Raw genomic sequence first — 24,172 nt, forward strand, 5'->3', positions numbered from 1 at the left:
TATTATCACTTTTGTAATATTTAAAAGACTATTTTTGCAATAAATTAAATTTAAGAATAATGGCAACGAACAGAACTTTTACAATGATTAAACCTGATGCTGTAGAAGCAGGTAACATCGGTGGAATCATCAACATGATTACTGAAGGAGGATTTAAAATCGTTTCAATGAAGTTAACTCAATTAACTGTAAGAGACGCTCAAAAATTCTATGAAGTACACAGTGAAAGACCTTTCTACGGAGAATTAGTTGAATTCATGTCTAGAGGTCCAATCGTAGCAGCTATCTTAGAAAAAGAGAACGCTGTTGAAGATTTCAGAAAATTAATCGGTGCTACTAACCCAGCTGAAGCTGCTGAAGGTACTATCCGTAAAAAATATGCAAAATCAATCGGTGAAAACGCAGTACACGGATCTGATAGCGACGAGAACGCTGCTATCGAGTCTGCTTTCCACTTCTCAGGAAGAGAGCAATTCTAAGAATTTGCAATAGATTATTTGCACCCAAAAAGAAAGCCAACTGATATCAGTTGGCTTTTTCTATTTATAAGCACTTATTCTTATCTATTAAAAGATACTAAGGTTTAATTCATTTACTAGATCTAAGATCATGTGATATCCTACTACAGAGTTACCTTGTGTATCTAATCCTGGGCTGAAAGTCCCTATTCCGATTCTATTCGGCACAGAAACAACAATACCTCCTCCTACTCCAGACTTACTAGGCAAACCTACTGTACGAGCATACTCTCCACTAAACTCATACATCCCTGCGATTAACATCTGTGACTGTACTAACTTAGACATCTCTGAGTTTTTATACTTCGTATCTCCATCAAAACGAGTACATTGATTAGCAAAGAAATAACCAATCTTAGCTAAATCTTCTGCTGTAACCTCTATAGAACATTGTTTAAAATAATTATCTAATCTATTCTCTTCTCCTTCGATCAGACCATTATTCTTTAATAAATGGAATATACCTCTGTTTCTATGTCCTGTTTCTCTCTCAGACATATATACAGAGTGGCTATAACCTATCGCTTCGTTCTTCGTGATATAACGAACCATGTCTAAAATCTTCTGAAATGCTTCATCATTATCCCCACCTAACAAGGCAGTAGTAAGTATAGCGCCAGCATTCATTAAAGGATTTAAGGGCTTTCCTTTAGTCTCTAAGTTAGCATAATGATTAAAAGGCTTATCTGTTCCATAATACCCTGCTTTAGAAAACACTTCTTTCTCTCCTAACTCCTCTACTGCTACCATCAGAGCTATTACTTTAGAAATACTCTGAATCGTAAACTTCTGTGATACATCTCCTACATTAACAACTTCTCCATTCTGCTTCACTACAGAAAATGCGATAGCGCTGGCATTAACCTTGCTCAGTTCGGGGATATAGTCTGCGACTTTTCCTTCTCCTACATGTATTCTATTTTTCTCTAAAATACGTTCTAACATCTCATTGGTAATTAGATTGGTATTATCACCATTTCTAATTATCTTCTTAGCATAAGCAGTTCCTCCAAAAGAAACTAAACATGCTACAACCCAGCTTAGGATAATGTTACTTACACTATTCTTCTTCATGTTATTAATCTAGTTTATTGAATATTCTTCTTTCTTATTATTTTGCCTGTTTCTGTCTCTACGAACTTAGAAACAAACTGTACTTCACGAGGTTTCTCGTATTTACCAAGCTCCGCATATATATCATTAGGTAAAGTATACTGCTCACTTTCAATAACTAACACTAGTTTATTACCTAAGTAAGTATCTTCTTTACTCGCCACAAAGAAACGATAAGGAATCCTCTTTGACAACTTTTCTTCTATTTGCTCAGGAAAAAGTTTTACTCCACCACTATTAATGACATTATCTACCCTTCCAAGCCATTTAAACTCCTTACTATTAATAATTTCTACTAAATCATTAGTAATAACTAATTCTGGATTAACAGTCGGTGCAGAGATAACTAAACACCCTCTATCATCTTGACTTACTGTCGCATGAGAAAGCACTGAGAAAGATGCTACACCTACTCGTTTAGCAGCTATATGAGTGATTGTTTCGGTCATACCGTAAGTCTCATATACTTTAGTAGTAACTTGTTTTAACTTATCAGCTAAACTCTGGTTCACTTTTGCACCTCCAATAATAAGAGTCTTTACTTTATTTAACTCCTCTATAGAGTTCTCTACTTGCATAGGTACCATCGCTACAAAGTCATATAACTTTGTATTTTGCTCCAAAGGTCTTGCTGTAGGTTCTTTAACATCTAAAGACCATCCAACAATTAAAGATCTAATAAACATCAACTTACCACCTACAAACTTCGTAGACATACATAAAAGAGCAGTACTACCAGTAGTGATTTCAAAAAAAGAAGCAGTAGCCTTTGCTGAACAGATCATAGCTTCTTTCTTTAAATGTATAATCTTAGGAGGTCCAGTAGTACCTGATGTAGTCAAACTTACATAATCATTCATATCAAACCATTCTATAATAAGCCTTCCTAAATCGACCAAATATTCTTGAGTTCCTAGTTCCCATTCTTTAGCCAATGTAATCAACTCCTCTATCGTATAAGAGTTACCATTCAATCTAAAGTTAGGATGTATATAATTTAATTCCATAATTTGTTCTTTTATCTTACTCTTCCTAATAACTGGTGTCTCCAATTCTTCCATTTATACTTTCTGGCGAATACTAAAATCACTAAAGGCAAAACTATTCCCACCTGTATAATATATTCCCAAGGTGAAATAACACTTTCTGAATTAATATTGGTAAAAATAGAGTTCGTCTGAAAGGCAGTCCAATCAGAAGTGACTAATAGCACTCCTATTAAGTTATTCGCAGCATGGAAACCTAAAGCTAACTCTACACCATCATCCATTAAAGTAATAATCCCTAGAAAGAGTCCTGTTCCGATATAATAAATCATAATAGAGAATCCTATCTTCTCTACCTCAGGGTTAGCTAAGTGCATTAAACCAAATAAAATAGATGTTGTAAACAAAGCTACTGCTCTACTGCGCGTAGCTAGACCTATTCCTTGCATTAAATAAGAGCGCATAAAGTATTCTTCAAAACTAGTCTGTAAAGGGATTAAAACAATCGCAAATAGAAAGAATACTAAAAAAGGCCACAGTTTAAACGAAAACACATAATCTTCTGGAGAAGTTATATATCCATAGATAAAGAACGCTATAATCACAGAACTCCATAGAGAAAAAGCAAATAATACTCTCTTCCAATCTACCTTAACCCTAGAGGTAGTAAGGCTTAGCAGACTCTGCTTATGAACTACTAATACCCAAGCTATTAGAAACACAAACATGAATACTAATGGCCCTATAGTTATCAAAAAATTGATATTTTTACCAAATTTATCAATATTCATTTTTATGATTTCATTAGTAGATAGGGCTGAATATCTTAAAGAAATCCAATTCAGGAACATAATCCCTAAAAAAAATAACGAAAAAGGTAAATAATGCCAAAGTTTCTGACTTTTGTTTATTCTCAATAGCTGTTCAATAATTCCCATATCTCAAAAAATGTACTATATTTGGTATAAAATTCCTTATTTATGATCACAATTTATCACAATCCGCGTTGTAGCAAATCACGCGAAAGTATTGCTTTCATGGAAGAGCAAGGTGTAGCATACAAAATTATAAAATATTTGGATGCAGACCTTACTGAAAATGATGTAAAGACAATACTAACAAAACTCAATTACAATCCAATCGATTTAGTTCGTACAAAAGATGCATTTTGGAAAGATACTTTTGGAAGTAATACATTGAGCGATGACGAGATAATCGAAGCTATGGTTTTAAACCCAAAGCTGATTGAAAGACCTATTGTTGTTAATGGCCCTAAAGCTGTTATTGCAAGACCTACAGAAAAGATTCATGAAATCCTGTAAGACTAATTAACAATTTATTAACCATTTTGTTTTTAAACCTTCACCGCAAATTATAGTCTAATAGATATAAAACTAACGACTATAATGAAAAGATTAAAAACTACAAAAGTTCTTCTAATGCTGTTAACTCTAATGTTCGGGGTAACAGCATTAGCACAGAACTCTAAAAAAAGTACTGTAACAGGTACTGTAGTAGAAGCTGCTACAAATCTTCCCTTAGAATATGCGAGTGTATTCGCACAAAATGAGAACAATGCTAATATTGTCTCAGGAGGTATGACCGACTCAAAAGGACAATACTCTTTTGAAGTACCTGACGGGTCATACTTAATTCGTATAGAATACTTAGGTTTTAAAACTATTGAACTACGCAAAGTAGCTGTCAATGGAAATACTAATATAGGTATTAAGAAAGTCACAGATGACGCTCAAATGCTAGACGAAGTACTAGTCATTGCAGAAAAATCTACTGTAGATATTAAGCTTGACAAAAAAGTTTACAATGTAGGTGAAGATATGATTGTAAAAGGAGGTACTGCAGGAGATGTATTAGACAACGTTCCTTCAGTAACTGTAGATAGTGAAGGTGCTGTTAGTTTACGTGGTAACGAGAATGTAAAAGTACTTATCGATGGTAAACCTACTGGTCTTGCTAATAATATCCAAGAAGCAATGCGTATTCTATCTGCTGAATCAATCGAAAAAGTAGAAGTAATCACTAATCCATCAGCTAGATATGAAGCTGAAGGAGGTGCTGGTATTATTAATATCGTCCTTAAGAAAGGTAAAGCACAAGGTATTAATGGAAATATCACGGGTACAATAGGAGATCCTCGCAACTATGAATTAAATGGTAATGTAAATATTCGTGGAGAGAAATATAACTTCTATACGACCTTATCTTATAGAGATACTAAAACAAAAGGATATAACGTTAACAACAACCAATATCTAGATCACGATGGTAATCCTATACAGTACATCGATGAATATAAAGACAACAATAGAGAAAGACAAGGCTACAACGGTATGTTCGGTCTAGACTACTATATTACTCCTTCTCTAACTTGGTCTAATAGTGTGAATGTACGTAGAAGTAATGGTACCTCTCCTAACTCTGTTGATTACCAATATTACGATGGTAACCACAACTTAGACTATAATAGATATAGAGAAGAAAGACGTAAGTCAAACTATAACAGTGTAGAATATACAACATCATTTGAAAAGAAATTCGCTAAAGAAGATCACAAGTTAACAGTAGAGGCTAGTATCTCTAAAGACACTAGTGATGACGATGCTAATATCTCTGACATTAATGATAAGCATAACCTAATGACTTACGAAAGAACTCTTAGTGATGACAAATATAAGTCAGGTCTAGTAAAAGTAGATTACACATTACCTTTAGGAGAGAGTGGAAACTTTGAAGCAGGTTACTTAGGTACATTTAAATCGACAACTAATAACTTTGGATTATATAATCTAACTAATAATGAATGGATTAACAACACTAGAGTTTCTAACGTACTAGAATACAAAGAACAAGTTAATGCATTCTATGCTCAATATGGAGATAAAATAACTGACAAACTTAACTATATGGTTGGGTTCCGTTGGGAAAAAAGTAATATTGACGTAAATCAATTAACTAGCAACGATTACAACAACAAGAAATATGATGACTTCTTCCCTAGTTTATTTTTAAACTATGAATTGGATGAATCTAGTAATGTGAGTATTAGTTATAGTAAACGTATTATGCGTCCTAGAGGGCGTTTCTTAAACCCTTTCTCTAATTATACGAGTGACATCAACTTCTTTCAAGGAAACCCTGATTTAAACCCTGCTAAAACAAATGCATTTGATTTAGGGTATTTGAAGAGATGGAGTGGATTCACTCTTAGTGCATCTGCTTACTTAAATAAAACGGATGACACATTCCAATTCGTAAGAAGAGAAGCGGGTACAAATGCAAGTGGTACAACTATTATTGTTAGTTCACCAATTAACTTAGCTACAGAATACAGATATGGATTTGATTTTACCTTAAACTATACTCCATTTAAATGGTGGAAATTAAATGGTAACTTCAACTTCTTTAGAACAGAAACAAAAGGAGACTATACTTTCACTAAACTAGATGGAACAGTAGAAACGCAAAACTTTGACCAAAACTCTTATGCTTGGTTTACTAGATTATCATCTAAGATATCATTGCCTTATAAAATAGATTGGCAAGTAAACGGAATGTACAGAGCACCTTATGATACATCACAAGGAAAAGCATTAGGAAACCTATCTGCTAATACCTCTATAAGTAAAGATATCTTAAAAGACAAAGCTACCATTACATTAAATGTTAGTGATATCTTCGACTCTAGAAAAAGAGAAACAGACACTTATTTACCAACATCTATTTCACATAGTGAAATGCAGTGGAGAGGAAGACAAGTAAACTTATCATTTACTTATCGTTTTAACCAAACTAAAATGGATAGACAGAAACAACAAAGAAATGCTGGTGGTGGCGAAGAACAAGGAGAAGGAGAAATGATGTAATCAAACAAAGAAACCTTTACTAAACTATTATAAATTTATTATTTGTTAGGGGGCTACCATTGGGTAGTCCCTTTTTTTATCCCCATATTTTTCGAATCTATCAGCCCTCATAAATAGGCATAAAAAAAGAGCCATAATACATATTATGACTCTTTATTTCTTAAACCAAATACTAGATCTGATTGTCTTCTAATTGCTGTCTTTTAGCTTTCTTCTCTTTGATTAGTTCTCTAGCTCCACCTACTGCCCAGTAAGATACGAAACCAACTAAGAACATCATAAGCCAAAATGCCATAGTAACTACAGTCATGGCAACGATGAAACCTAAATACTGTTGAAATTCAAACATGTTTTCTCCGGATTAATTTTTGTATATACGCCGTAAATATACTCACTTTTATTTTTTCTACCTAACCTACTCTAACTTTTAATCTTTCTTTAGAATGAAACTAAATAATTATCCTTATCTTTAGAGAACAATCATTCTAAATAAATTAATAATGGAATACAGAATAGAAAAAGACACTATAGGAGAAATAAAAGTTGCTAAAGACAAATATTGGGGAGCACAAACGGAACGCTCTAAAAACAACTTTAAAATAGGTCCTGAAGCATCTATGCCACACGAAATCATAGAAGCTTTTGCTTATCTTAAAAAAGCAGCAGCTTTTACGAATGCTGATTTAAATGTTTTACCTTCAGAAAAAAGAGATCATATCGCTAAAGTATGTGACGAAATACTAGAAGGCAAACTAGATGCTCATTTTCCTTTAGTTATTTGGCAAACAGGTTCTGGTACACAGTCTAATATGAATGTGAATGAAGTAATTGCTAATAGAGCTCAAGTATTAGCTGGTCTTCAAATAGGTGAAGGCGAACCAGTACTTAAAGCAAATGATGATGTAAACAAATCTCAATCCTCTAATGATACCTACCCTACTGCAATGCACATTGCTGCTTATAAAGCTGTCGTAGAATATACTATCCCAGGTGTGACTGCATTGAGAAACACATTAGACAAAAAAGCTAAAGAACTAAAAGATGTAGTAAAGATAGGCCGTACACACCTTATGGATGCTACCCCTCTTACACTAGGTCAAGAAATATCAGGTTACGTCGCACAATTAGATTATGGACTAAAAGCATTAAATCACACTTTACCTCATCTTGCTGAATTAGCTCTAGGAGGTACTGCTGTAGGTACAGGCTTAAATACTCCTAAAGGATATGATGTAAAAGTAGCAGAGTATATTGCTAAATTCACGAAACTACCTTTTGTAACGGCTCCAAACAAATTTGAAGCTCTAGCCGCTCATGATGCAATTGTAGAAACACATGGAGCATTAAAACAACTTGCTGTTTCTCTTTATAAAATAGCTAATGATATCAGACTACTAGCTTCTGGACCACGCTCTGGAATTGGCGAAATCATTATTCCTGCAAATGAACCAGGGTCTTCTATTATGCCTGGTAAAGTAAACCCTACACAATGTGAAGCACTTACTATGGTAGCTGCACAAGTGATAGGTAATGATACAACAATATCTTTTGCTGGTACTCAGGGTCATTTCGAACTAAACGTATTCAAACCTGTTATGGCAGCCAACTTCTTACAATCTGCTAGACTGATAGGAGAAGCTTGTATTTCTTTTGATGAGCATTGTGCACAAGGAATTGAAGCAAACGACAAACGTATTAAAGAATTACTAGATAGTTCATTAATGCTAGTAACTGCTTTAAATACCAAAATTGGTTATTACAAAGCAGCCGAAATAGCGCAAACTGCTCATGCTAATGGCACAACGCTAAAAGAAGAAGCTGTTCGCTTAGGATATGTTACACCTGAAGATTTTGACAAGTGGGTTGATCCTAAGTTAATGATCGGTAACATCGAAGATTAAAACATACTGAACCTTAAATAGAAAAGCCAATAGCATATAATATGTTATTGGCTTTTTACCTTCTAAACAGTTCTCTTCAGATAACAATTCTTAAATACATACCTTATCTATTTTAGAAGTTAAAATAACTGCGATAATTATCTAAATCTTTATCTCCTCTTCCTGATAAATTGATTACAACAATATCCTCTGGTTTAAATTTACGTTGTTCTAATACCGCTAAAGCATGAGAACTTTCTATCGCAGGAATAATTCCTTCTACTTTACACAAGGCTAACCCTGCTGCCATTGCCTCATCATCCTTAATCGCATAAAACTCTGCTCTTCCCAATTCTTTCATATGTGCATATAAAGGTCCAAAACCTGGATAATCTAAACCTGCTGATACTGAATATGCTTCTAGAGGTTCTCCATTTTCATCTTGCATAAACAACGTTTTACTTCCGTGTAACACTCCTTCTTTTCCTACAAAAGAAGTAGCCGCTGTTTTTGGACTATCAGCTCCTTCTCCTCCACCTTCTGCTACAATTAACTTCACTTGTTCATCTTCTAAGAAATGGTAAAAAGCTCCTACTGCATTACTACCTCCACCAACACAAGCTACTATATAATCAGGTTCTTCTCTTCCTTCTTTTGCTAATAATTGCTTTCTAATTTCTTTAGATATAATAGATTGGAATCTACTCACCATATCAGGATAAGGGTGTGGGCCTACTGCTGATCCTATCAAATAGAATGTATCATCAGGGTTCTCTATCCAGTATAATAAAGCCTCATCTACAGCCTCTTTTAATGTCTTTGCACCAGACTCCGCTGCTCTCACCTCAGCACCTAGCATTTTCATACGTGCCACGTTAGGCGCTTGTCTTTCTATATCTAAAGCTCCCATATATACGATACACTCCATGCCCATAAGAGCACATACTGTAGCGGTAGCTACTCCATGTTGTCCTGCGCCTGTCTCTGCTACTATTTTATTCTTTCCTAAGCGTTTTGCTAATAATATCTGACCGATAGTGTTATTAATCTTATGAGCTCCTGTATGACATAGATCTTCTCTCTTTAAATACACTTTAGCATTATACTTCTCTGATAACCCCTTTGCAAAATATAACGGAGTAGGACGGCCTACATAATCTTCTAATAACTGATTCATTTCTTGTTGAAAATCCTCTTGTTCAATAATGGTGATATACTCGCTCTGTAATTGGCCAATAATTGGAGCTAATGCTTCAGGAATAAATGCTCCTCCATAATTCCCATAATAACCGTCTTGATTAACTTGATATTTCATTTTATATATTGTTTTAAATTTTACTTTCGATAAGGCACAAAAAAAAGAGGCTTGTCGTTTGACAAGCCTCTTCTAGGTATTATATATTATTTCTCTTAATTCATATATACATAGCAAGGACTGCTCACGACATTCGACGTAAGTTTAGTCCACCACCAAGTATTTGTTAGAATTAAATTCATTTCGTTTTTCTACTTATTGAATTGCAAATGTAAAAACTTATTTTCAATAAACAATAAAAAAAGGATACCATTTTTTAAATGATATCCTTTAAGTTTTTCTTTTCTAAAGAGTTATAGCATCACTACAGCATCTTTCTCTGCTGTAATATCAGATACATCGTATCCACTAAAACTTTTTAGATATGTACGTATCGAAGTACCGTATCCATCTTGGAAACCGTTTGCTCCATTACTGTTCAAGAATTTCTTTACAGAACCTGCTCCACCTAAGTGAGCTGCTGCTAAGATTCCTGACTCTGTAATTGCAATTCCTCCGATGCGTTTACCATCAAATTTTTCAATCTCTTTTCTCAAGATCCATTTGTTTTTCGCAACCAAAGCATCAAAAGCTTTCTCTTGCATTAGTGGATCATGTAAAAAATTAGTCGTATCCGTTACTCCTATTGAACGTAATGCCACTTTACCAAACTGGTATTTGCCCATGTAACCATATGAATTTACTATTCTGTACAATCCATAAGATTCGCGTACTGCCAATGCCTGTTTAAAACCGACATAAGTCTTTCCGATAAATGGTATTGCTAATAACTCTCCTGACTCCTCCATAGCTAAATCGCTATATGGAAAATCATAAGATAGGGGGCCTTCAGGAACTATTTTATACTCCTCTAAAAGCATAGTTTCATACTGTTTAAAACCTGAAACTCCTACCCCTGTTAATAGGACAATACCAATAAAAAAAGAACATTTTTTTCTCATTAAAACTAATTTCTCAAGCCCTGTCACCACTTGAAATTTCTGTCTGCAAAGTTACTTCATTTTTCACATTCTCCTATTTTTTTAATATCACTTTTCAAATTTTAACACCAATACACGATATAAAACATTAAAAACCAACCATTTAAAAAATAAATAATTAACTTTTTCAATCTTGTTTGTTTCATAAATAAATCCTAAATTAAAGGAGCTCACATCACTAAAATAGGCTATTAAACGAAAAAAAAGGTACAATATTGCTCAATATTGTACCTTTCTTATTTTTCTTAATTATGGTGTTTTTTATTCTTCCATTTTAGAAGAAAGTTCAAACCATTTCTCTTCTCTATCCTCTAATTCTGCTAACACTTTCTGTAGTTCATTCGCTTTAGATTCGATCTCATCATCTCCTACTTTTCCATCAGAAAATAATTTCTCTATTTCTACTTTCTTTTGCTCCAGATTAGCAATCTCTCTTTCTATTTTTTGAAACTCTTTTTGCTCCTGAAATGTCAATCCTTTTTTAACTTGACTTTCTTTCCAGTTTACCTTCTCTTTTACTGACTCTTCTTTTACTGGTTCTATACTATCTTCATACGTTCTAAAGTCAGAATAGTTACCAGGGAAATCTTCTATTTCTCCCTCTCCTCTAAATACAAATAAGTGATCCACGATCTTATCCATAAAGTATCTATCGTGAGAAACTACCACTAAACAACCTGGATAGTCTAATAAGAAGCTTTCTAAGACATTTAAAGTCACGATATCCAAATCATTCGTAGGCTCATCCAGAATCAAGAAATTAGGGTTCTGAATCAATACTGTACATAAATAAAGACGTTTTAGCTCCCCTCCACTTAATTTCTCTACGAAGTCATGTTGTTTCTTTCTATCAAATAAAAAACGCTCTAGAAGCTGTCCTGCCGATATAGATCTACCTTTCGCCAATGGAATATACTCACCGAACTCTTTAATCACATCGATTACCTTCTGTTCTGGTTTTATATTAATCCCTCCTTGTGTATAGTATCCTATTTTTATAGTTTCTCCTACCACTACTTTACCAGCATCTGGTAGTATACCTTGAGTAAGGATATTTAAGAAAGTAGACTTTCCACTACCATTCTTTCCGATAATACCAATACGCTCACCTTTATTGAAATTATAACTAAAGTCATTTAAGATGACCTTATCCTTAAACTTCTTATGTAATTTATGAAGCTCCACGATCTTACTACCGATACGCTCCATATTGATTTCTAACTCTACTTGGTGTTCACGTCTTCTACTATGTGCTTTTTCTTTAATCACATAGAAGTCATCAATACGAGACTTAGACTTAGTCGTACGTGCCTTAGGCTGTCTTCTCATCCAAGACAACTCTTTTACAAACAAGTTCTGCGCCTTGTCTATACTTGCATTCTCTATCGCTAGACGTTCCTCTTTTTTCTCTAGATAATAAGAGTAGTTTCCTTTATACTGATAAATCTTACCATTATCTAGTTCAATAATTTCATTACAAACCCTTTCTAAAAAGAAACGGTCGTGCGTCACCATAAACAACGTAATATTTTCCTTAGCGAAGTAATTCTCTAACCATTCGATCATCTCTAGATCTAAGTGGTTGGTAGGCTCATCTAGAATTAACAAGTCTGGTCTATTAATTAAGATAATAGCCAATGCTAACCTTTTGCGTTGTCCACCAGATAGCGTTTTTACTTTTACCTTTAGATCCTCTAACTTCAGCTTAAACAAGATCTGTTTATACTGCGTCTCAAAATCCCAAGCATTATGAGCATCCATCTTCTCGAATGCCTTCTGATAAGCATCTGCATCTTCCGGATTCTCTAATGCCTTCTCGTATTCTTCTATGATTTTTAAAGTATCATTGTCTGAGGCAAAAATACTTTCTTCTATTGTCAATTCATCCTGAAGTACAGGCTCCTGAGGCAAAAAGGCCATACGGATTCCCTTGCGCATAACTACTTGTCCTGCATCCGGAAAATCTTCTCCTGTTAGGATTTTTAAAATGGTTGTTTTACCTGTTCCATTCTTTGCTACGAAAGCAATTTTCTGATCTTTATTAATTCCAAATGATACATCCTCGAACAATGTTCTCGCACCAAATGATTTCGCTATATTCTCAACCGATAAATAATTCACAATCTAATATTTTTTACAAAAATAGCCTTTATTTTATTATATTCCTTGTACTCTGATTACGACGTATTCTGACACAGTACCTATTCTATATCTACCTCCCCATATTCCTACACCAGAACTGACATAGATATGTGTATCCTCTTTCTTTAGATACCCATGCGAATTCTCAAATAACCGATCTGTTATCCAAGACACAGGCCACATTTGCCCTCTATGCGTATGTCCAGAACACTGTAGATCCACTCTATTGTTTACAGCATTATCTAAGGCGTAAGGTTGATGATCTAAGAGAATATTCAGTTTATCACCATCCACATTCTCCATCAGTTCTCCTAACTCTTTACGGTGTCTGTTCGTCTTATCATCTCTCCCTATCAGATTCACATTTATATCTTCTAGTACCTTCACCTGATCTCGTAATATATTTATACCTGCTGACTTTAAGAACGTAATGCTTCCTTCTACCCCTGCCAGATATTCGTGATTACCTAGACAGGCATATGTACCATACTCACTCTTAAACTGCTTTAATACCTCATCTAACTTATAATATTGTAATGGTATCAAACTTACATCTATCACATCTCCAGCAATAAGTACAGCATCAGCATGCTCAGCATTGACAGTATCTACCCATTTATTTAATTCTTTGTGTTCTATAGCATATCCAAGATGCAAATCTGTCAACAAGACAAAACGAAGCTCTTTAGGCAACTTTTTATTCACCTTTATCACCACTTCTTTTCTCTTCTTTTTAAGGTAAGTAATATGTCCTATCAACGCGATTACTAATGTCAACAGTATCAATAGGGAACCACGTGCAGAAGAATAATGATCATAAATAAACAAGGTAGACTGCTGTGTAAAGTGATTAATTAATGCTCCTATATCAAAAAGTAAACACAGCATAAAAGCGTATATACTCAACATAAGCCACCCCGTACCTATTCTATAGAAATACGATGCTAAGTATACAGGCATTCTCTTCCCTACACTATAAAATATAAGTATACTTAACGACATCGTCAATGCTATAGCACCGAACAACACTTTAACACTATAATCACTATCTCTAACTAATGCACTATAATTAAAAAACACATACACATTAGACAGCATATACATAATGAATATGCCTAAAAAAAGAAATCTCTTCATTGATTACTTTAAAACATTTTTTAATACTATTCTCACTACTGTTCCTTCGCTATCATGCTTGATGATTAAGTCATCATCTAGATACGATTGGATTAGCGAGATTCTCTCTTTCACGATCGCCATACCTTTAGACTCATGTTTCTTATTATTCACAGTAGTATTTCCTACTCCATTGTCCTTTATTTCTATAGCTAAATACTCTTCTTCTGTTTTATAAATACGAATCACAATACGAGGACTCTTTATATGCTGAGGAAAAGCATGTACTAAACTATTCTCTACGAAAGGCTGTAGTAATAAAGGAGGAACTAATATACCTCTTAGATCTACTCCCTTTGCATCTATCTCGAAACTCACCCTTCCGTCTAATCGCATATTTTCAATCTCGACGTATGTGCTCAGGTACTCGCATTCCTCATTTAAGGTAATGCGTTCTCTGGTAGACATATCTAATGTTGTCCTAATCAATTGAGCAAAACGCTCTAAATAAAAGAGTGCATCATCTACCTCTTCTTTTATAATATAGTACTGAATAGAACTCAATACATTAAAGATAAAGTGAGAGTTCATTTGACTACGTACAGACTGTAGTTTTACCTCTGCTAATCTCTTTTGATATTCTAGCCTTTTACGTTCTGCTATTTGAACTTTTCTCAACTGTTTAAACCTAAATAAATAGAATAAAGAAGAAACAGTTAATAGTAGAATAGCACATAATATAATAAACCAAGCCTTTGCATAAAACGGTTTATCTACCTCTACTAATAAGAGTGGGTATATTAGTTCATTTCCACTGTCATAGTCATACACCTTAATATCGATAGGATATAGTCCTGACTCTAGATAATGTAAATCTAGCCTATTCTCTTTTACACTGATCCAATTCTCGCCTAACTTTAAGCGGTACTGAAACTCTAATTTGCCTGGAAACTTCGTTCCTAATACTTCGAAGCCTATCTGAATATTATTCTCTCTGCTATCTAATTCTAACTTTCGTATATGATGATAGACCTCTCCATTTTTTTCTAATTCATGTCCATTGACTGTAATCTCTGAAATATTGACCTCATACTGAACATTTCTTCTTTTAAAATAAGTGATATCTAACGTATATACCCCTTCTACTGTCCCTATGAATAGCAAATTATCCTTTAACTCATAAGATAGGATCTCATCATTGCCAAAGCCTTGTTCCTTATTAAATTGAAACTTGTGATTATCATCTATAACGGTTAGCCCTTTACTCGTTCCTATTAAGATCTTTTGTCCTATACACTTGAGCAAGGTTATATTGGCTCCTACAATATCTTTATTTGAGATAAAGTCCTTCACCATATACTTTCCGCTCTGCGTCTCTAGTATATAAATGTCATTAAAGTCCGTAGCTACGTAAAGCGTATTATTAGCTCCTCTCTCTATCTTCTTTAATCTATTCTCAGGAAACAGATTGCGCTTAGACAAGGACATAAAGTTCTTTCCATCGAAAGTATACAATCCATCTAGAGCTCCTGCCAAAAACATCTTGTCTCCAACATACTCTATGTCTACGATATCTCTTGGTATATCATCACTATCTACCCTAAAGTGGTACTGATAGTCCATCTTATTCAAATCCTGATACACCCTTACTCCTCCAAAAGGATTAGTCTCAATAAATCGGTTTTGATAAAAGCCAAACTGGTAAGTATGAATAGAATGATAAGATAAAATATACCCATTATACCCTATCTGAAACACACCTATACTACTACTAACCCAAATCGCACCATTATACTCTACTGCTGAGTAGAATATAATCTTATCTGCAGGCACCGTATAATCTATCTCAAAAAAGTGATTGCTTTTCGTAGTTATAGCTAAATGTTTGCGATAATGCTGTTCTTGATAATGCTTAAATGCTGATAGAGGTATAGTCCCTACTTCCTCATCTTTATTCTGTATCAACACTCCTTTTTGAGTAAAGAAGAACACTCTGTCTTTCAACTTTTTTATAACAGACACTCCTCCGTGTGAACTATCATAACTCAGAGGAGAGAATAAATCGATCTGAAATACCCCTTGAGATTTAGTCCCTATATATAAGAAGTCATTCTTTTCATCATATCCCACAGAATAGAAGTCCGTAGAAGATACTCCTAAGTACTCTGTGATATTATCTAATGAGACTCCATCCCATCTATACAGTCGCCCATTATTATCATCTACTCCACCACTGACGATATACAGCTGATTATTTGCTTTCTTTATATCCTTGACTGGTGGAATATCATACTTGGTTATCACTTTTTTAGTAGATAAATCTTTAACTACTAAGCCATCCTGACCTCCGATAAAAACCTTATCGTCAAAACCAATAGCAGCAAATATTCTTCCCTCTTTTTCTACTAGAACTAACTCATTATTTATGAGCTTAAATATTCCATCATTAATCGTAGCTACATATACCTCTCCTCGATACTCAAAGAAATCACTCACCTCAAATGGGTGATGCTTATTCGTAACAAAGTTAGGAGTAATAACTGAGAAGTCTTTTTTAGAGATCAGAGACACCCCATCAGAGGTAGCTACATAGATATAATCGCCATTGTGATATAATCGCCTTATTCTATTAGAGATAAGCCCTTGCTGTACACTGATGATGCGTACCTCACCTTTACCTCTATATAAGATACCTTGTCCATAACTCCCTACCCAGATACCCTGCTTATCATCCTCTATGATATCTGTTATATTAGTATATCGGTATCGAGCAGCATCCTCATTGGCTTTTACTAATCCTTGTATTTTTTGTGCTAGACCAGATCGAGATCCTATCCATACTATTCCCTTAGAATCCACACAGAGCGCACGTACATCATTAGCCATCAGACCATTCTCTATGGTATACTGCTTCGTGATAATCCCCTGTCCGAATCCTATAAAGTAAAAGAATACAAAAAATACGGTTAGTAAATATCTCATATATTAAGGCTATTAAGCTCCTTCATCATAGCAGAAGCCACCGTAATCACATTATCCACCTCTTCATGATTCACTACCATCTGTTCTTTAAAACAAATCACATTCGTATCCTTATCGATATAATCGATATGATCTACATTCACTAAATAAGAGCGATTCACACGTTTAAAGTTTTTATGCTTTATTTTATCCTCCACATTCTTTAATGTCTTAGACACTAAATATTTCTGATCTTTTAAATAAATCTCACAGTAGTTATCCGCAGCCTTACAGTACACAATGTCTTCTACTCGTACGATATAGCGCTTCTGATTATTCTTTATGATCTTATAAAAGTAGTGATATCCCTCTAGTTCTTTATATTTATCGAATACGTTCTGTACATCCTGTATCCCTATCGGCTTCAGTAGATACTTCAGACAGTCATACTTATTAATGGCCTCTATAGCATACTGGTCATACGCTGTAGTAAACACCACTTCGAAAGTACTTTTATCTACATAATTAAATAACTCAAATCCATCCTCTTCAGGCATGTGAATATCTAAGAATACTATATCTGGCAAAATAGCATTAACTTCTTTTGCAGCTTCTTGCACAGAATGGGCAGTATGTACGACTATTCGTTCGTGGTATACTACTTTTTTCTCTATAATCGTTTTGAGTACTTCAGCTACTTTAGGTTCATCATCTACAACTAAAACAACTAGTTCATTCATCATGTTCGTAAGGTATTTATTTTATAATAATGGTGGTATACGCAAAAATAAACAATACATCCATATCCTCACTACATCTACTGATATAAATAGGCAATAATATTCATCCTCCTTATCACAGTTCTCTTAGCTTCTACCCCGTAAGATATATTCAAAATAACTAGCTTACTTTTTTCTTTTTCAGCTAATATATAGACCTATAAAGACTAAAAAAGTCACTTCTACCTCTCTTTTTTCCTCCTTCTCCCCCAAAAAACCTCCTAAACAGAGTAATTAATAAAAAAACAATCTCATTTTTTTTACAACCTCAAAACAAACAAAACACTATATATCAATACATTAAATACAAAACACCTAATTACACACTTCCTCTTAAAATGCCCACAACCCCTATAAACATTAACGATATCTGCAAATCCCTCGACAATACATGGACAATACCTCGAGAATGGTGGAGCTAGAGCCTTGTTTGTCGAACAATGCTTCTTTTATATTCCACCTATTCTCCTCTAACAAGCTCATCTGAATAACAGTAAAAAAAGGAGAAGTTTCTCTAAATAATCTCATACTATCTATTCATAAATAAGCACAAAACTGATACACTTCTAAAAACAAAAAAGTCAGTCCACACAAGATCGTGTGAACTGACTTTTTATATTCTTATCCCACAGTAGGTACTGCGGCGGGACTATATTATTCTTTGTAAACTCTCTTTAAGAATAAATTGTTCATAGGGTTAATCCCTAGTCCTTTTACATTCTGATGAGAGAACCTCGCTGCTCTGTCGTAAAACAAGATGATCGCAGGCACCTCATCTGCTATAATCTGATCCATCTGCTGATAGATACTATTTCGCTTCTCTTCTGACACTTCTTTAAAAGCTAGTTCATAGAGCTGATCAAACTTTTGGTTAGCGAAGCGAGTATAGTTAGGTCCATTAGGAGCCTTGTTCTTTGAATAAAATAACGAAAGGTAATTCTCTGCATCAGGATAGTCTGCTATCCAACTTCCTCTGAAGAATGACACCTTACCTGATGCCATACCCTGACGTAGAGAGGCTGGCGGTGTCACATCTACTATTACTTCTATCCCTAGTTTTTTCCACTCGCGTTGTAGGTATTCTGCGATGTCGAGATAGTTAGCATTCGTAGACAAGGTGATTTCTACCTTACTCTCTTTACTTGTCTTCTTATAATCATCCACTAGCGCCTTGGCTTCTTCTGGATTATAGAGTTTATCAGTACTAAAGTGTCCTCCGAGACCCTGTGGTATAATTCCTCCTACTGCTCCATCTCCCATACCACTACGCAAATATAACAACATCTTGTTTCGGTCAAACCCCATATTTAGAGCTTTTCGTATTCTCACATCTTGTATAGCACCAGGCGCTTCTAGGTTAAAGCCTAGGTACTCCGTATTTAGATAAGGGCCTGTTACCATCTGCACCTTCTCCTTATACTTCGGGTTCAGCTCGCCATTCTCTGTGATTATATCATCCTTATAAGATGGATCTAAGCCGGATATGAAGTCCATATTGCCTTGTAAAAACTGTAAAAAACCACTCTGTTTATCTGGCAAAAATGTTATGGCTACTGCCTCTAAATAAGGCAATGCATTGCCTTGTTCATCTCTTTCGAAGTAGTTAGGATTTTTGCGAAGGACTAACTTAATATTCTCTTCCCAAAATTTAAAATAGAAAGGTCCCGTACCAATGGGATGAGAACGAAAGTCTATGGTCTTATCCTCTACTATCTCTCTAGGCACTACAGAGGCATATCTCATCGACAGCAATCCTAAAAAGGCAGGAAAGGCTTCTTTTAATTCTATGCGAAAGACGGTATCATTAATTGCCTTAAAATTCTTTACCTTCTGGAATATCCACGCTCCTGGCGAAACCACATCTGCATCTAATACTCTATTAAAGCTGTATTCGAAATCACTAGCTACTACTACACGAGTACTATCTGCTCCAAAGTGGCTATGCTTGTGAAAATAGACATCCCTTCTCAGCATAAAGTCATACTGCTTACCGTCTTCACTGATCGTCCATGACTTGGCGATATCTGCTTGTATATGCAGGCTATCGTCTAACTGCACTAATCCGTTAAAGAGTTGATTACAAGGCCAGATGATAGCCATATTTCTTGCGAAAGCAGGGTCTAGTGTCTGAATATTAGCATTCTCGTTATATCTAAAAACTAAATTTTTATCCTGATCAGCTGTTTTTTTCTGACAAGAAAACGTCAGTGCACAGACACAAAATATTGAAACGTAATGAATTATTGATTTCATCAAACCGATTTTTGTACGTAAATTTGCAAACCTTTTCAATATTGAAAAAGTAAATATAATTCAAAGTTACTACTTAGTAAGTAATCATTATGGAAAATAGAAAAAAAGTAGCTTTTTATACATTAGGTTGTAAGCTTAACTTCTCAGAAACTTCCACTATCGCTAGAAATTTTGCAGAGGAAGGATTCGATAGAGTAGATTTCGAAGAAGTGGCTGATATATATGTTATCAATACATGTTCTGTTACAGAAAATGCAGATAAACAATTTAAGCAAATAGTAAAAAAGGCTCAGAAGAAAAACGATAAAGCTTTCGTAGCTGCAGTAGGATGCTATGCTCAATTAAAACCAGAAGAACTAGCGTCTGTAGATGGTGTAGACTTAGTATTAGGAGCGACTGAGAAGTTTAAAATAACAGATTACATCAATGACTTGTCTAAAAATGAAATGGGACAAGTGCATTCATGCGAAATTTCAGAAGCTGACTTCTACGTAGGGAGTTATTCTATAGGTGACAGAACACGTGCTTTCCTTAAAGTACAAGATGGATGTGATTATAAATGTACATACTGTACCATCCCATTAGCTCGTGGTATCTCTCGTAGTGATACTATGGATAATGTATTGAAAAATGCAGCTGAGATCTCTGCTCAGAATATAAAAGAGATCGTACTGACAGGAGTGAATATCGGTGACTATGGTAAAGGAGAGTTTGGGAATAAGAAACACGAACACACTTTCTTAGAATTAGTACAAGAATTAGATAAAGTAGAAGGTATCGAGAGACTTCGTATCTCTTCTATCGAGCCTAACTTATTAAAGAATGAGACAATAGATTTCGTATCGAAGAGTAGAACATTCGTTCCTCACTTCCACATTCCTTTACAGTCTGGATGTAACGACATTCTTAAAAAAATGAAACGTCGTTACCTACGCGAATTATATGTAGAGAGAGTAGAGAAGATCAGAGAAGTGATGCCAGACTGCTGTATCGGTGTGGATGTGATCGTAGGGTTCCCTGGAGAGTCTAATGAGAAATTCTTAGAGACGTATAATTTCTTAAGTGATTTAGACATTTCGTACCTACACGTATTTACATACTCTGAACGCGATAATACAGAGGCTGTAGATATGGATGAAGTGGTACCTATGAATGTACGTAATAAGAGAAGTAAAATGCTAAGAGGACTTTCCGTAAAGAAACGTCGTGCGTTCTATGAGTCTCAAATCGGCAAAGAGAAAACAGTTCTGTTCGAAGGTGAGAATAAAGAAGGTTATATCCACGGATTCACAGAAAACTATGTAAAGGTAAAAACACCATGGGATCCAGCGTTAGTAAATACATTACACGCAGTGAAGTTAACGAAGATAGATGAGGATGGTATCGTAAGGTTAGAGTTTATCTAACACAAGTTTATACACGACATCAATAGACCGTCACAGATTAGAAATCTGATACAATATAGAAATATAAAAAAGCCTGTTTAGAATCTTCTAAACAGGCTTTTTTATATAATTACATTCTAGTCCTTATTATTTTAAAAGGCTATAACGTGTATAATATTACTTAGATACGGATACCAGGAGGTAACATCTCTTTATACGTAGGGTTCTTTCTAAAGAAAGAAACAATCTTAGGATGTGTAGGTACTACTCTTAACCTTTTCTCTCTTAACATCTCCAAAATACCTTTTAAAAAGTCAGATGCTTGTGTAGGTAAAGCTTCTTCTAATCCAGTAAGTTTTGTAAGAAAAATCTTTCTCTCTTGTAGTGAATACTCTACACTAAGCAACCCTTGCTCAGTCTCATACTCGAACTGACGTAGTAACTCATTGTCTTTAATTTCCATTATATCTCCAAGTTTTATGATTACAAAACAAATTATAATAACTGCAGTGCTTCCTAAACTAATTAGGAGGGTAAGTGTATACTCCTACTCTCTAACGACCAACTAATACACTATAGCATATAACAGTACCTCAGGTATGCTAAATGATTATCTCTAATCACTAATATACCTCATGATGTGTATGCGATAAATCTGCTCTTATTGGATTATTTGTCGTTAAAACTGTAGTAAAAAATAAAATATCTAGTATTTCTTTTTTTAAGTTACTATAATCTCTATATTTAGCAAAGTTCGGGATTTTTTTCCACATAACCTTATAAAAACGATTTAAAATATTTATAATGAGCAAAATACCTATTTATTTCTTCCCAGGTATGTCCTCTACTTCTTTGATTTTTGAACATCTTAGTTTGAATCAAGAAAAGTTTCAAATTGTCTTTTTAGAATGGTTACCTATAAATAAATCTGAATCACTAGAACAATACGTAAAGCGTTATCTTCCCCTAATCACACATGATAATCCTATCTTAATAGGCGTTTCTTTTGGAGGAATTATAGCTCAAGAAATAAGTAAATTAATTTCTGTAAGAAAGACAATTATTATTTCGAGTGTACGTTCTAATAAAGAGTTCCCTAAACGCTATCGTATCGCTAGAAAAACAGGACTCTATAAATGGTTGCCTACATCTTTTATCCCTACTCTTTGGAGCCTTATCAAAAAAACAGCTTCAGAGAAAAAAATGAAAAGATTAGCACTATATGATCGCTATCTCCCGATAAGAGACAAGAAATATGTAGACTGGTGTATCAGAGAAGTACTGCATTGGAAACAAGACAAACCATTAGCTAACGTAGTACACATACACGGGACTAAAGATGAGATATTTCCTTATAAGAATATACAATCTGCCATCGAGGTAAAAGGAGGTACTCATGCGATGATTATCATCAAGCACAAATGGTTTAATGAAAATTTAGAAACGATTATACTTAAGAAAAATAATGAAAAAGACACTTAGAACTGTATTTGTAACCGCTGCTATTATAGCAGTAGCTTCTTCGTTTATGTTTGCTACTACTATATCTAGCTCTACGGAGGATCATAATGAAGCTGCCTTACACGCTCATCCTCTACCGCTATCTGCTAACTTCGCTGGAGAAAAAGCTCCTTTAGACAAGATAGATGTCAAAGAAAGATTTGACCGAGAGATGATCATCAATACGAATCTTCACGGTACTACTATAACAACGATAAAAAGAGCGAATAGATTCTTCCCTATCATCGAACCAATCTTAAAAAAGAATGGTATTCCTGATGACTTTAAGTACTTATGTGTGATAGAGAGCGGACTAGCTAATGCGGTATCTCCTGCTGGAGCTAGTGGATTCTGGCAGTTCATGAAAGGAACATCTAAGGACTTTAACTTATACATAGATGAATACGTAGACGAACGATACGACTTAATCAAAGTAACAGAAGCTGCGTGTAAATACTTCCAAAGTGCCAAAAACCGTTTCGGTAGCTGGACAATGGCTGCTGCGTCTTATAATAGAGGAATGGCAGGTATGTCACGTGCTATGGAAAGTCAATATGTAGAGGACTACTATGACTTATTCTTAAACCAAGAGACTTCTAGATACGTATTCAGAATATTAGCCTTAAAAGAGATTATGTCTAACCCTGTAAAATACGGTTTTGACGTACCTGAATCTGAAAAATATCCAATAGTACCTACTAAAAAAGTGAGTGTATCTTATGATATAGATGATTTAGCTTTATTCGCAAAAGAACAAGGTATCAACTACAAATTACTAAAACTATACAACCCGTGGTTAGTAAACACTAGTTTAAAAGTAAAAGGTAAAGTATATGAAATAGAGATTCCAACTAAAGGAATTTAATCTAGCTATAAAGCCAAAACAAAGAGCGCTTATTTAATGTATTAAATAAGCGCTCTTTGTTTTTTTAATGCTTCTGAATTCTGTGTACCTTTGTCTCCTAATAACATCTGTAGAATCATGGATAAACAACAATACATCAACAACGCATTCGAAATTATTCTTTCTAAGAATCTAAGTACACCTTTTCACCTAGACCCTGGAAGTACCGTAACTGATCTAAACAAATACTTAGAAAGCTTAAAGAGCGCTTATTTGAGTAGTGTTGACCCAAGACTAGAGAAACTATTCTATGACAAAATAGAAGCGCTAAAAGCACTATAATTAAATGTTCTTTTGAAAGAACGATACTATGACCTCTAGCGTCAGCTCTTTTATCTCTTTATGCGGAGTATGCCCTACATTAGGGAAAATAACCTTCTCTGCAATTCCTTGAGCCTTCGCTATTGTTTTCTCTACTTGGTCTAGACTACCGTACTCATCTTGATCTCCTTGTAT

At 34.6% G+C, this 24,172-nt stretch carries 20 protein-coding genes; 8 read left to right on the forward strand and 12 right to left on the reverse strand.

Translation table 11 applies throughout. The features are described 5' to 3' along the window. Positions 1 to 59 precede the first annotated feature (59 nt). On the forward strand, positions 60 to 479 hold the full coding sequence (locus tag AABL87_RS13130) for a nucleoside-diphosphate kinase (protein WP_006258715.1): 420 nt from the start codon (positions 60 to 62) through the stop codon (positions 477 to 479). Between the two features lie 87 nt (positions 480 to 566). On the opposite strand, the gene glsA is transcribed toward AABL87_RS13130, so the two are convergent. The 3 genes from glsA to AABL87_RS13145 are packed head-to-tail and all read right to left on the reverse strand — an operon-like array spanning position 567 to position 3,555. After that, the gene (glsA, locus tag AABL87_RS13135; protein WP_006258717.1) at positions 567 to 1,592 is read right to left on the reverse strand and encodes a glutaminase A; all 1,026 of its coding nucleotides are present in this window, start codon (positions 1,590 to 1,592) and stop codon (positions 567 to 569) included. 14 nt (positions 1,593 to 1,606) lie between these two features. Beyond that, positions 1,607 to 2,692: an AMP-binding protein gene (locus tag AABL87_RS13140; RefSeq protein ID WP_341277476.1), complete on the reverse strand. Its 1,086-nt coding sequence runs from the start codon at positions 2,690 to 2,692 to the stop codon at positions 1,607 to 1,609. After that, positions 2,650 to 3,555: a CPBP family intramembrane glutamic endopeptidase gene (locus AABL87_RS13145; protein ID WP_341277477.1), complete on the reverse strand. Its 906-nt coding sequence runs from the start codon at positions 3,553 to 3,555 to the stop codon at positions 2,650 to 2,652. The genes AABL87_RS13140 and AABL87_RS13145 overlap by 43 nt, the downstream gene beginning before the upstream one ends. A 42-nt stretch (positions 3,556 to 3,597) precedes the next feature. On the opposite strand from AABL87_RS13145, the gene arsC reads away from it, so the two are divergent. After that, positions 3,598 to 3,939 carry an arsenate reductase (glutaredoxin) gene (arsC, locus tag AABL87_RS13150; protein ID WP_006258722.1) on the forward strand — a complete coding sequence of 114 codons (342 nt, stop codon included), beginning with the start codon at positions 3,598 to 3,600 and terminating at the stop codon, positions 3,937 to 3,939. A gap of 84 nt (positions 3,940 to 4,023) precedes the next feature. After that, entirely contained in the window at positions 4,024 to 6,501 is a 2,478-nt protein-coding gene (locus tag AABL87_RS13155; RefSeq protein WP_006258724.1) for an outer membrane beta-barrel family protein, read from the forward strand. 172 nt (positions 6,502 to 6,673) lie between these two features. On the opposite strand, the gene AABL87_RS13160 is transcribed toward AABL87_RS13155, so the two are convergent. Then, complete coding sequence (locus tag AABL87_RS13160; RefSeq protein WP_006258725.1) at positions 6,674 to 6,850, reverse strand: hypothetical protein; 177 nt, start codon at positions 6,848 to 6,850, stop codon at positions 6,674 to 6,676. Positions 6,851 to 7,001: 151 nt separating this feature from the next. Here AABL87_RS13160 and fumC point away from each other — a divergent pair, with 151 nt between their 5' ends. Continuing rightward, on the forward strand, positions 7,002 to 8,402 hold the full coding sequence (gene fumC, locus AABL87_RS13165; RefSeq protein ID WP_006261833.1) for a class II fumarate hydratase: 1,401 nt from the start codon (positions 7,002 to 7,004) through the stop codon (positions 8,400 to 8,402). 112 nt (positions 8,403 to 8,514) lie between these two features. Here fumC and trpB read toward each other — a convergent pair whose 3' ends face one another. From trpB to AABL87_RS13200, 7 genes are all read right to left on the reverse strand, one after another. Further along, on the reverse strand, positions 8,515 to 9,696 hold the full coding sequence (gene trpB / locus AABL87_RS13170; protein ID WP_006264359.1) for a tryptophan synthase subunit beta: 1,182 nt from the start codon (positions 9,694 to 9,696) through the stop codon (positions 8,515 to 8,517). A gap of 293 nt (positions 9,697 to 9,989) precedes the next feature. Further along, on the reverse strand, positions 9,990 to 10,637 hold the full coding sequence (locus tag AABL87_RS13175; protein ID WP_006261835.1) for a hypothetical protein: 648 nt from the start codon (positions 10,635 to 10,637) through the stop codon (positions 9,990 to 9,992). Between the two features lie 300 nt (positions 10,638 to 10,937). Continuing rightward, positions 10,938 to 12,797: a ribosomal protection-like ABC-F family protein gene (abc-f, locus tag AABL87_RS13180; RefSeq protein WP_006261836.1), complete on the reverse strand. Its 1,860-nt coding sequence runs from the start codon at positions 12,795 to 12,797 to the stop codon at positions 10,938 to 10,940. Between the two features lie 36 nt (positions 12,798 to 12,833). Further along, entirely contained in the window at positions 12,834 to 13,955 is a 1,122-nt protein-coding gene (locus AABL87_RS13185; protein WP_225600788.1) for a metallophosphoesterase, read from the reverse strand. A 3-nt stretch (positions 13,956 to 13,958) separates the two neighbouring features. Then, positions 13,959 to 16,916: a sensor histidine kinase gene (locus tag AABL87_RS13190; protein WP_341277478.1), complete on the reverse strand. Its 2,958-nt coding sequence runs from the start codon at positions 16,914 to 16,916 to the stop codon at positions 13,959 to 13,961. Further along, positions 16,913 to 17,638 carry a LytR/AlgR family response regulator transcription factor gene (locus AABL87_RS13195; RefSeq protein ID WP_006261839.1) on the reverse strand — a complete coding sequence of 242 codons (726 nt, stop codon included), beginning with the start codon at positions 17,636 to 17,638 and terminating at the stop codon, positions 16,913 to 16,915. The genes AABL87_RS13190 and AABL87_RS13195 overlap by 4 nt, the downstream gene beginning before the upstream one ends. 690 nt (positions 17,639 to 18,328) lie before the next feature. Then, on the reverse strand, positions 18,329 to 19,927 hold the full coding sequence (locus tag AABL87_RS13200; protein WP_006261840.1) for an ABC transporter substrate-binding protein: 1,599 nt from the start codon (positions 19,925 to 19,927) through the stop codon (positions 18,329 to 18,331). An 89-nt stretch (positions 19,928 to 20,016) separates the two neighbouring features. Here AABL87_RS13200 and mtaB point away from each other — a divergent pair, with 89 nt between their 5' ends. Continuing rightward, a complete protein-coding gene (mtaB, locus tag AABL87_RS13205; protein WP_341277479.1) occupies positions 20,017 to 21,333 on the forward strand; it encodes a tRNA (N(6)-L-threonylcarbamoyladenosine(37)-C(2))-methylthiotransferase MtaB in 1,317 nt (438 codons plus the stop codon). A gap of 160 nt (positions 21,334 to 21,493) precedes the next feature. Here the strand turns inward: mtaB and AABL87_RS13210 are convergent, their stop codons facing one another. Further along, on the reverse strand, positions 21,494 to 21,775 hold the full coding sequence (locus AABL87_RS13210; RefSeq protein ID WP_006258736.1) for a GNAT family N-acetyltransferase: 282 nt from the start codon (positions 21,773 to 21,775) through the stop codon (positions 21,494 to 21,496). A gap of 341 nt (positions 21,776 to 22,116) precedes the next feature. On the opposite strand from AABL87_RS13210, the gene AABL87_RS13215 reads away from it, so the two are divergent. From AABL87_RS13215 to AABL87_RS13225, 3 genes are all read left to right on the forward strand, one after another. Beyond that, positions 22,117 to 22,794 carry an alpha/beta hydrolase gene (locus AABL87_RS13215; protein WP_341277480.1) on the forward strand — a complete coding sequence of 226 codons (678 nt, stop codon included), beginning with the start codon at positions 22,117 to 22,119 and terminating at the stop codon, positions 22,792 to 22,794. After that, entirely contained in the window at positions 22,778 to 23,677 is a 900-nt protein-coding gene (locus AABL87_RS13220) for a lytic transglycosylase domain-containing protein (RefSeq protein ID WP_341277481.1), read from the forward strand. The genes AABL87_RS13215 and AABL87_RS13220 overlap by 17 nt, the downstream gene beginning before the upstream one ends. 117 nt (positions 23,678 to 23,794) lie before the next feature. Beyond that, positions 23,795 to 23,998, forward strand: a complete 204-nt coding sequence (locus AABL87_RS13225) for a hypothetical protein (protein ID WP_006258740.1) — start codon at positions 23,795 to 23,797, stop codon at positions 23,996 to 23,998. Positions 23,999 to 24,172 lie beyond the last annotated feature (174 nt).

The organism is Myroides sp. C4067 (genome assembly GCF_038039665.1).
Lineage (GTDB): Bacteria > Bacteroidota > Bacteroidia > Flavobacteriales > Flavobacteriaceae > Flavobacterium > Flavobacterium odoratimimum.